The 9,556-nt window shown below is 30.6% G+C and carries 7 protein-coding genes; 6 read left to right on the top strand and 1 reads right to left on the bottom strand.

The window, feature by feature from the left end; all coding sequences use genetic code 11:
- Nucleotides 1-161 precede the first annotated feature (161 nt).
- Nucleotides 162-1,307 carry a hypothetical protein gene (locus ABI549_RS12315; protein ID WP_348076763.1) on the bottom strand — a complete coding sequence of 382 codons (1,146 nt, stop codon included), beginning with the start codon at nucleotides 1,305-1,307 and terminating at the stop codon, nucleotides 162-164.
- Nucleotides 1,308-1,481: 174 nt separating this feature from the next.
- Between ABI549_RS12315 and ABI549_RS12320 the strand changes: the two genes are divergently transcribed.
- From ABI549_RS12320 to ABI549_RS12345, 6 genes are all read left to right on the top strand, one after another.
- Nucleotides 1,482-2,132: an SAM-dependent DNA methyltransferase gene (locus tag ABI549_RS12320; RefSeq protein WP_348076764.1), complete on the top strand. Its 651-nt coding sequence runs from the start codon at nucleotides 1,482-1,484 to the stop codon at nucleotides 2,130-2,132.
- The gene (locus ABI549_RS12325) at nucleotides 2,125-3,660 is read left to right on the top strand and encodes an Eco57I restriction-modification methylase domain-containing protein (protein WP_348076765.1); all 1,536 of its coding nucleotides are present in this window, start codon (nucleotides 2,125-2,127) and stop codon (nucleotides 3,658-3,660) included. The genes ABI549_RS12320 and ABI549_RS12325 overlap by 8 nt, the downstream gene beginning before the upstream one ends.
- Before the next feature lie 60 nt (nucleotides 3,661-3,720).
- On the top strand, nucleotides 3,721-5,166 hold the full coding sequence (locus ABI549_RS12330) for an ATP-binding protein (RefSeq protein ID WP_348076766.1): 1,446 nt from the start codon (nucleotides 3,721-3,723) through the stop codon (nucleotides 5,164-5,166).
- A 96-nt stretch (nucleotides 5,167-5,262) separates the two neighbouring features.
- Entirely contained in the window at nucleotides 5,263-7,950 is a 2,688-nt protein-coding gene (locus tag ABI549_RS12335) for a GIY-YIG nuclease family protein (RefSeq protein WP_348076767.1), read from the top strand.
- Between the two features lie 2 nt (nucleotides 7,951-7,952).
- Nucleotides 7,953-8,288: a DUF6883 domain-containing protein gene (locus tag ABI549_RS12340; protein ID WP_348076768.1), complete on the top strand. Its 336-nt coding sequence runs from the start codon at nucleotides 7,953-7,955 to the stop codon at nucleotides 8,286-8,288.
- Nucleotides 8,289-8,294: 6 nt separating this feature from the next.
- The coding region (locus ABI549_RS12345; protein WP_348076769.1) for a DUF262 domain-containing protein at nucleotides 8,295-9,556 on the top strand (1,262 nt) is incomplete at its 3' end.

Consider the following 9,556-nt stretch of genomic DNA (forward strand, 5'->3'; position numbering starts at 1 on the left):
ATTGATTTATTGAATTTAAAGGGGCTGGAAGATTTGAGGTACAAATGAGGTACAACATCTTACTATTTATAAATTAATATCCAATTTATTATTAATCTCCTCCAACCTTAAAGATCTATTTTATTTTGCAATTATAAACCATTAATTTCTGAATTACTGCATTAATATCTATAATAATTATTATTAGATTGTTTTGGTTTATGAAATTCTTCTCTGTCATTATCATTAAGTAATTCGTCTTTTCTATTTGTGAAAGGATCAAACCAATCGGCTTTTTCATTTGCCCATTTTATCCACTCTTTTAGTTCTTCAGTGAGGTTATTTTCTTTGATTGCATTTTGCTCTGTTGCTGCTATAAAGTTTCTGTATATTGTTGCTTTATCGAATTTTTCAGCATCAGAAAATAGCATTTTGGTTTTGATTATTTCTCGTTCTTTCCTTTCTTTAAAATCTTGTTCTATTTTTCGCTGACGTTCGTATTCTGTATGCCACATTTCTCTTTCAATTGTTCTTCTTTTTTCTATAACAGCTTGTAATTCTAATTTAGCAATTATATTAGGAATTTTATCTTCTAATTTGCTAGTATTTGTATCTGTCCATTCTGATGCTGGGTACGCATCTAATCTTAATGATAAAATATTAGAAGGATTTAATTCTGTAGAATCCCAGTGTGTACTTTTTATGATCGTTCTTTTTAATCTTTCTCTCAAACCTATACTTAATTGAACAGAATCTATTACTATTTTAGTTCCTCCTTTAGTTATTACATTATGTCCTCTTTTTTGTACTGCTTTTATAAAAATGTCCATAAATAACAATGCTCTTTTTACATTTTGTGGTGCAACTGTAATATTTAAAATGTCTGGTGAAGTGTTTAAAAGTCCTTTTATATTATGAAAATATGAGGGTTCTTTAGTTTTTAAATCATTTTTAGCATCACTAATTAGTTGAAGAGGTTTTGTTAATTTTTCAGGAAATATAATAGTTTCCTTTAATTCGTTTTTTATCTCTTTTGTTAGTTGATTTAATTCGTTTTCTATACCATTTATAGTTGTTTCAGAGTTGTCTCTAAATTTTAAAGTTATCGAGGTTTCTACTGTATTATTTACTGGTAGTTTTTCTATACTTACTTTTTTATTGTATTGAATTTTTTGCCAGTATCCATTTTTGGGTAGTGGTATGTCAAGTTTCTTGCAAACTTTTCTTAAACCATTATCAGAAAGGTTGTATTTCTTTGCTAATTTGGACAATGGATTTTCCCAAACTAAATCGTAAAGTTCTTTTCTAGTTAATTCGATATTTTCCATAAAATGTCTTGTTATGAATTGCTTATAAAATTACAAATAGTTAGCATAAAAATGAAATTATGATAATGAAGTAAAGTATTAATACTGCTTACAATTTATATTACTTTATTATCCCCAAACTTCAATTGTGTAAGTGAAAGATTATTGGTAAGTTTGATACTTATTAAACAAAAAATGTCTGAACAAGTAAAATCTAAAGATAGAGTTACCAATCACGGTGAAGTTTTCACAAACAAGCGTGAAGTAAACGCTATGCTTGACCTTGTACAACAAGAAACCGAAAGAATTGATTCTCGTTTTTTAGAACCTGCTTGCGGAACAGGTAACTTTTTAGTGGAGATTCTTGAAAGAAAACTTAAAGTTGTTGAAGTTCGTTATAAAAAAAGCCAATTAGAATATGAACGAAACGCCATAACAGCAATTTCAAGCATTTACGGTGTTGATATTTTAGAAGATAATGTAATTGCTTGTAGAGATAGATTACTAGGCATTTTTACTAAATATTATATTCACCATTACAAAAAAGATTTTAATGAAGCTTTTTTACTTTCAGCTGAATTCATATTATCAAAAAATATTATTTTGGGGGATGCTTTAACAATGAAAACTATTGAAGATACACCAATAACCTTTTCAGAATGGAGTGCAGTTAATGGCAGTATGCTAAAAAGAAGAGATTTTCAATTAGATAAATTATTGGAAAATGTAGAGTTTGACGATAGCGAGATGAATTTATTTTCAGATAATAAAGAACCTGTTTTTATTCCTCAACCAGTTGCCGAATTTCCATTAACGCATTTCCTTAAAATAGCCGAAAATGATTGAAACCAGTTACAATCCTGATGTGCTTACTTGCCTTGCCAATTTGAGTAATGACGAGGTTTTTACACCGCCTAGTTTAGCAAATCAAATGTTAGATACTTTGCCTACAGCTATATTTAGTAATTCAAAAACAACATTTCTTGACCCTGTAAGCAAATCAGGTGTGTTTTTGCGTGAAATTGCAAAGCGTTTGATGATAGGTTTAGAAACTGAAATTCCTAACCAACAAGAACGATTAAACCACATTTTTACAAAACAATTATTTGGTATTGCAATTACAGAACTTACTGCTTTATTATCTCGCAGAAGCGTGTATTGCTCTAAAATTGCCGATGGCAAATACTCTATATGTGAAACGTTTACCAATGAACAAGGCAATATAATATTTGACAAAATAGAACATCATTGGAAAAATGGAAAATGTACTTTTTGTAACGCCAGCCAAGAAGTGTATGAGCGTGAAGAGTCTTTAGAAACCTACGCTTACCAATTTATACATACCAACAACCCTGAAAAAATATTTAAGAATATGAAGTTTGATGTCATTATTGGAAACCCACCGTATCAATTGAGTGATGGAGGACATGGTAGAAGTGCAGCACCTATTTATCATAAATTTATACAACAAGCCAAAAAATTAAACCCAAGATTTTTATCAATGATTATTCCTGCTCGTTGGTATGCAGGTGGTAAAGGGTTAGATGAGTTTAGAATAGAAATGTTAACCGATAAAAGAATTAGAAAAATTGTAGATTTTGAAAATTCAAATGAAGTATTTCCGGGTGTAGATGTAGCAGGGGGTATTTGCTATTTCTTATGGGATAGAGACAATCAAGGATTGTGTGAAGTCATTAATTTTAATGGCGGAACAAAAATTAACTCTGAAAGAGCCTTAAATGAATTTCCAATTCTAATTCGTCAAAGTCAAGCCATACCAATTATTAGAAAGGCATTAGCGAGTAAATCTAATAGGTTAAGCGAAAGAGTTTCTTCAAGAAAACCTTTTGGTATGCCAACTAATTATAATCCAAAAAAGAAAGGAATACCATGTTGGTTTACTCAAAAAATAGGTTTACAATTTGCAGATGAAAAAGATGTCACCGATACCTTCAATCTGATAGATAAATGGAAATTTTTAGTTCCACCAGCACCAATTGCTGGACAAACTGATTTCTCAAAACCTATAGGTTTTTATTACGAAGGCAATACTTTAATTGCAAAACCTGGGGAATGTTGTACCGAATCATTTATTGTATTGGGAGCATTTGACACAGAAAAGGAAGCTCGTTCTTTTAAATCATATATTTTCACAAAAACAGTTCGTTTTCTTTTATTGCAAACGGTAGTATCTCAACACGTAACAAAGAGTAATTTTCATTTTATTCCTGATTTAGGGAAATATGAGGGAACTTACACAGATGAAATGCTAAGAGAAAAATGGAATATTGATGACGAAGAATGGCACTACATTGATTCAAGAATAAAAGCAGTTGATTTGATGGGAAATAGAAAAAAAGAAGAAATTGAGTAAAAATAAAATTGCGTTTATAGACTACAGGATTAAACCAATGGTTTTGGAAAAAGAATAATTATGGAAACTTGGAAAGAAAAAGCATTAACAATATTAAGAGACAGCCTATATCCTGTTCCTATCGAACTCAATGAGTTAGATTGGAAAAGTGGTTTATCTTCAAAAACAGATAGATTGGCTCAACATATTTGTGCCTTTGCCAATTTGCAAGGTGGAGGTCTTTTGGTTTATGGCGTAAATAACGATGCTAGTTTGTTTTCTGTTTCACAGGAAGAAGCTGATAAAACGGTTACTTTATTAGGGAATATTGCGAAAAATAATTTAAGCACATCTATTTCTTTAGAACATAGCATAATGGAGTTTAGAGGATTTAATTTGCTTTTTATACATATTCCTGAACAACCAGAAAAGCCAGCCCATTTGAGAGGAAACGATTTGTACAATTGCTATACACGCTCTGCTGGTCAAACTATTAAAATGAACAAAAAGCAGGTTCAAATTTTAATTTCGCAATCAAGAGGAATCCCATTTGAAGAGATAAATGCTTTAGAAAATTTATCTGAAACAGAAGTTCTAAAAAAAATAAATTATCAAAAACTTTTTGAACTTTTAGACAAAAACACCCCAAAAAATACAGATGCAATACTGAATACACTGGTTGAATATAAATTTATCAATAAGAAAAATGAATCTTGGAGTATATCAAATTTAGGAGCAATTTTATTTGCAAATGACATTAACGATTTTCCAGATTTAAATGGGAGAAATGTTATTGTTCGCCAATATGTTGGTAGTAACAACCGAGAATTAGAAAAAGAACAAAACGGTGTTTATGGTTATGCGGCAGGTTTTGAGGGAATGATAAACTATATATTAAAACAGTTGCCAAAAACCGAAATTATAGAAGGGATAAGAAAGGACGTTCCTATTTATCCGAAAGTTGCCATTAGAGAATTTATTGCCAATGCGTTAATACATCAAGATTTTGCTATTGACGGAATGCCTATAACAATAGAAATTTTTTCAAACAGATTTGTCATTACAAATCCAGGAGCACCATTAAATGATGTTAATCGTTTGCTGGATATGCCCCCTAGATCAAGAAATGAAATTCTTGCTCAAACGATGCTTTTATTAGGAATATGTGAAAGACGAGGAAGTGGAATTGACAGAGCAATTGAAGCAATTGAGGAAAGAAAATTACCTCCAGTAAAATTTGAAAAAAGCGAATCGCATACAAAAGTTATTTTATTTCCACCAAAAGAATTAAAAGAAATGTCTAAAACGGAAAAAATAAGAGCTTGTTATCAACATGCATGTTTGCTTTTTGAAGACAGGAATGAATTGAATAATCAATCCCTAAGAGAAAGACTTGGAATTGACAGAAACAATTCATCTGTTGCTTCGAGAATAATTGCTGATACTTTTGATGCTGGATTGATTAAACTTTCTGACCCTGAAATAACATCAAGAAAATACGCAACTTATATTCCATATTATGCATAATCATTCAATATCTTATTTGCAAAGTAAATCCACAAAGAACCAAAAGTGTTGATTTTCAAGGTTTTTTTATTTGCAAAGTAAATCCAAAGTAACAATATGAGTAAAAATTACTTTCCTGAAAAAAGCATTCCCAAAGTATACGGGTATACTGATACAAGATTTGAAAACTGTATAAAGGTTGGTTATACTACTAAATCAGCCGAAGAAAGAGTAAAAGAACAATACCCTGTAAAATTGCCTAATATGAGTTACGAAATCATATTAGAAGAATTAGCAATGCGTAATGATGGCACATTGTTTACTGATAAAGACATTCATAAATTATTGAATGCTAAGAAAGTCAAACACATTAATGGTGAATGGTTTGAATGCACACTAAAAGAAATAAAAGCGTGTATTCTTGAAATAAAAACTGGTGTAGTTAATGAAGATAAACGAACCTTAGATTTTGGATTACGACCAGAGCAAACAGAAGCCATAAAAAAAACAGAAGCTTATTTTATCAGTTCTAAAAAAGAAAGCAAAAACCAAATTCCTCATTTTCTTTGGAATGCAAAAATGCGTTTTGGTAAAACCTTCACCACCTACCAATTAGCTAAAAAGATGGGTTGGACAAAAATATTGGTCTTAACTTTTAAACCTGCGGTTCAAAGTGCTTGGAAAGAAGATTTAGAATCGCATATAGATTTTGCGGGTTGGCAATTTGTTTCTAACAAAGAGGATGATTTAAGTTATAAGAGTATAGACACAAAGAAACCTTTTGTTTTCTTTGGTTCATTCCAAGATTTATTAGGAACTAATTCAGCTGGTGGTATCAAATCTAAAAACGAATGGGTGCATACTACTAATTGGGATTGTGTAGCTTTTGACGAATACCATTATGGAGCTTGGCGCGAAAATGCTAAAGAACTTTTTGAAGCGGAAAGTGCCAAAGAACAACAGTTTGGTGAAGGTGTTGGTATTGAGTATTTCGACGAAAGTAATATGCCAATAACCACTAATCATTATTTGTATTTATCAGGCACACCTTTCAGAGCCATTTCATCAGGGGAATTTATTGAAGAACAAATATTCAACTGGACATATTCGGACGAACAAAGAGCCAAAACTGAATGGAAAGGCGATAAAAATCCCTATTCATCATTGCCAAGAATGGTTATGCTTACATATCAGATGCCTGATGCTATAATAGAAGTCGCAAAGAAAGGTGAATACAATGAATTTGATTTAAATGTTTTCTTTTCTGCTGATGGTGAAGGATCAAAAGCAAAATTTAAATACGAAGAACATGTTCAAAAATGGTTGGATTTAATTCGTGGTAACTTAGCTGAAACCACTATTGACAATCTAAAAATGGGTGCTAAAAAACCACCGATGCCATTTTCTGATACTCGATTATTAAATGTATTGCAACATACATTTTGGTTTTTACCAACTGTAGCTTCATGCCACGCAATGAAGAATCTAATAGATAAAAAACAAAATAAATTCTATCACGATTATGAAGTGGTAGTAAGCGCAGGAACAGGAGCAGGAATTGGAGTTGAAGCGTTAAAACCAGTAGAAAAAGCATTAGGCAATGCCTTAATAACCAAAACAATTACTTTGTCATGTGGCAAATTGACTACTGGGGTTTCTGTAAAACCTTGGACTGGAATTTTTATGTTGCGAAATTCCTCAAGTCCAGAAACCTATTTTCAAGCTGCATTCAGAGTACAAACACCTTGGATTGTTAAAAATCCAGATAAAAATGCCCCTAATCGTGAAGAGATTATAAAGCATGAGTGTTATGTTTTTGATTTTGCACCCGATAGAGCATTAAGACAAATAGCCGATTACAGTTGTCGTTTGAATGTTGGCGAAAGTAATCCTGAAAAGAAAGTTGAAGAATTTATTCACTTTTTACCCGTTTTGGCTTATGATGGAAGTTCAATGAAAGAAATAGATGCAGCTGGAATATTAGATATTGCAATGAGTGGAACAACAGCTACTCTTTTAGCAAGACGATGGGAAAGTGCATTGCTTGTAAACGTTGATAATTTCACATTACAAAGATTGATGAATAATAAAGCAGCTATGGAAGCACTAAGTAACATAGAAGGCTTTAGAAATCTAAACCAAGATATTGAAACTATTATTAATAAATCGGAATCAATCAAAAAAGCAAAAGCAGAAGCCAACGAAAAAGAATTAAGTAAAAAAGAGAAAAAAGAACTTTCTGACGAAGAGAAAGAATATAAAAGCATTAGAAAACAAATACAAGAAAAGCTAATAAAATTTGCAACACGAATTCCAGTATTCATGTATTTAACCGATTATAGAGAACGAAGTTTAAAAGATGTTATCACACAATTAGAACCAGGTTTATTCAAAAAAGTAACAGGATTAAATGTAAAAGATTTTGAATTATTAGTTAGTCTTGGCGTTTTTAACAGTGCTTTAATGAACGATGCTGTATATAAATTCAAACGCTATGAAGATGCCAGTTTATCCTATACAGGAATTAGCAAACATAAAGACGATAGTAAGGTTGGACTTTATGATACGGTTATAAGTAGTGAGGATTATAATGAGAGTTTTGAAAATAATTCTCAAGAAAACAACATTTTTAAAGAATATGATTTAATAGTAACGACATCAAAAATAATAAACATTCCCAAAAACTCAATTGGTTCAATTGTTCATGTTTATGATAATGGCAAAGCTTACGAAGTAGAATTCATAATTAATGAAAAAAACATTGTTGAAACTTTACTATATAATCAAATCGAAGCCGTGAAATAATTATGAAAATACCTAACAATGAACAATCAATAGTAGCGGAAAACAAAATCACCAATTATTTGCTAAGTCAAATACATGAAATTGGAAAGCACAAAGCATTCTTTTTTAATAGGTTTGGTTACAACTTAAATAATATAAATGAATTTAAAAATGCTTTATTACAACATGCCATTGAAAGAGAAATTGCTCAAACACAAAATTCAGATTTTGGGTGCAAATATGTGTTAAAATGTAATTTGCAAACACCGGATAATAGAAATCCTTGTATTGTTTCTGTTTGGATTATCGAAAAAGGAAACCAAAACCCAACATTAGTAACAGCTTATCCCGACAAATAAAAAAATATGAAAGCTAACGAACTTCAAATAAATAATTTTCTTCAAGCACCTAATGTGCAATTTGTGATTCCTGTTTATCAACGAAATTACGATTGGAAACATACCGAATGTAAAGAGTTATTACATGATATTATATCCGTAGAATCTGAAAATAGAGGAACCCATTTTATAGGGAGTATTGTATTTGTTCATGAGGGAACTTACAGCACCAATGAAGTAAAAGAATTAGTTATCATTGATGGTCAACAACGTTTAACTACAATTAATATTTTATATGTTGCATTGTATCGTTTTGCAAAGGAGAATGATAGAAAACAAGATTCAGAAAGGTTATACAATATGTTTCTTACCAATCAATATGTTCAAAATGAATCGAGTAAGCTAAAATTAAAACAGACAGATACCAATTCTTTAGCATTTAAAGCTATTATGTTAGGAACAGAAAAACAGTTCAATAGTTTTTCAAATGTTATTGAGAACTATAATTATTTTCGAAGCAATATTGATGAAGATACTTTTGAGTTGATTTTAAAAGGTTTAAATCGCTTAATATTTGTAGAGATTTCACTCGAAAGAGATAAGGATGATCCACAACGTATTTTTGAAAGTTTAAATTCTACAGGATTGGATTTATCACAATCTGATTTAATTAGAAATTTCATTTTAATGGACTTACCACCCAAAGACCAAAATAGGATTTTTGAAACTATTTGGAATCCAATCGAGGAAAATGCAAAAGATTTAATAAAACAAAATTCATTGGTTTCTGATTTTATAAGAGATTATCTAACGCTTCGCAACAAAAAAATACCCAATAAAAATAAGGTGTATAGTGAATTTAAAACTTTGTATAACAATAAAAAAGAGGATGCTTATTATCAAGAATTAGAAAATATTAAATCATTGTCGGCACACTATAAAAAGTTAATTAATCCTTCGATAGTTGCGGATGTTGCAATTCGTAATGAATTAGAATATATAAATCGTTTAGAGATAAATGTTGCTTATCCTTTCTTATTACAATTGTTTGAAGATGCAGAAAATGGTCAGCTAAGTAGAGAAGATTTAATCAAGATTCTTCAATTAATTCAAAGCTATGCTTGGAGGAGGTTTATTGTTGGTTTGCCAACTAATGCCTTGAATAAGATATTTATGAGCCTATATGCAGAAGTGGATTCGGAGGAATATTATGATTCTATTGCAAAATATTTACTCAAAAAGAGAGGAAGTGCTAAATTTCCAACTAACGAAGATTTAAAAACTGCATT

It is taken from the genome of Flavobacterium sp. (assembly GCF_039932285.1).
In the GTDB taxonomy this organism is placed as follows: Bacteria; Bacteroidota; Bacteroidia; order Flavobacteriales; family Flavobacteriaceae; genus Flavobacterium.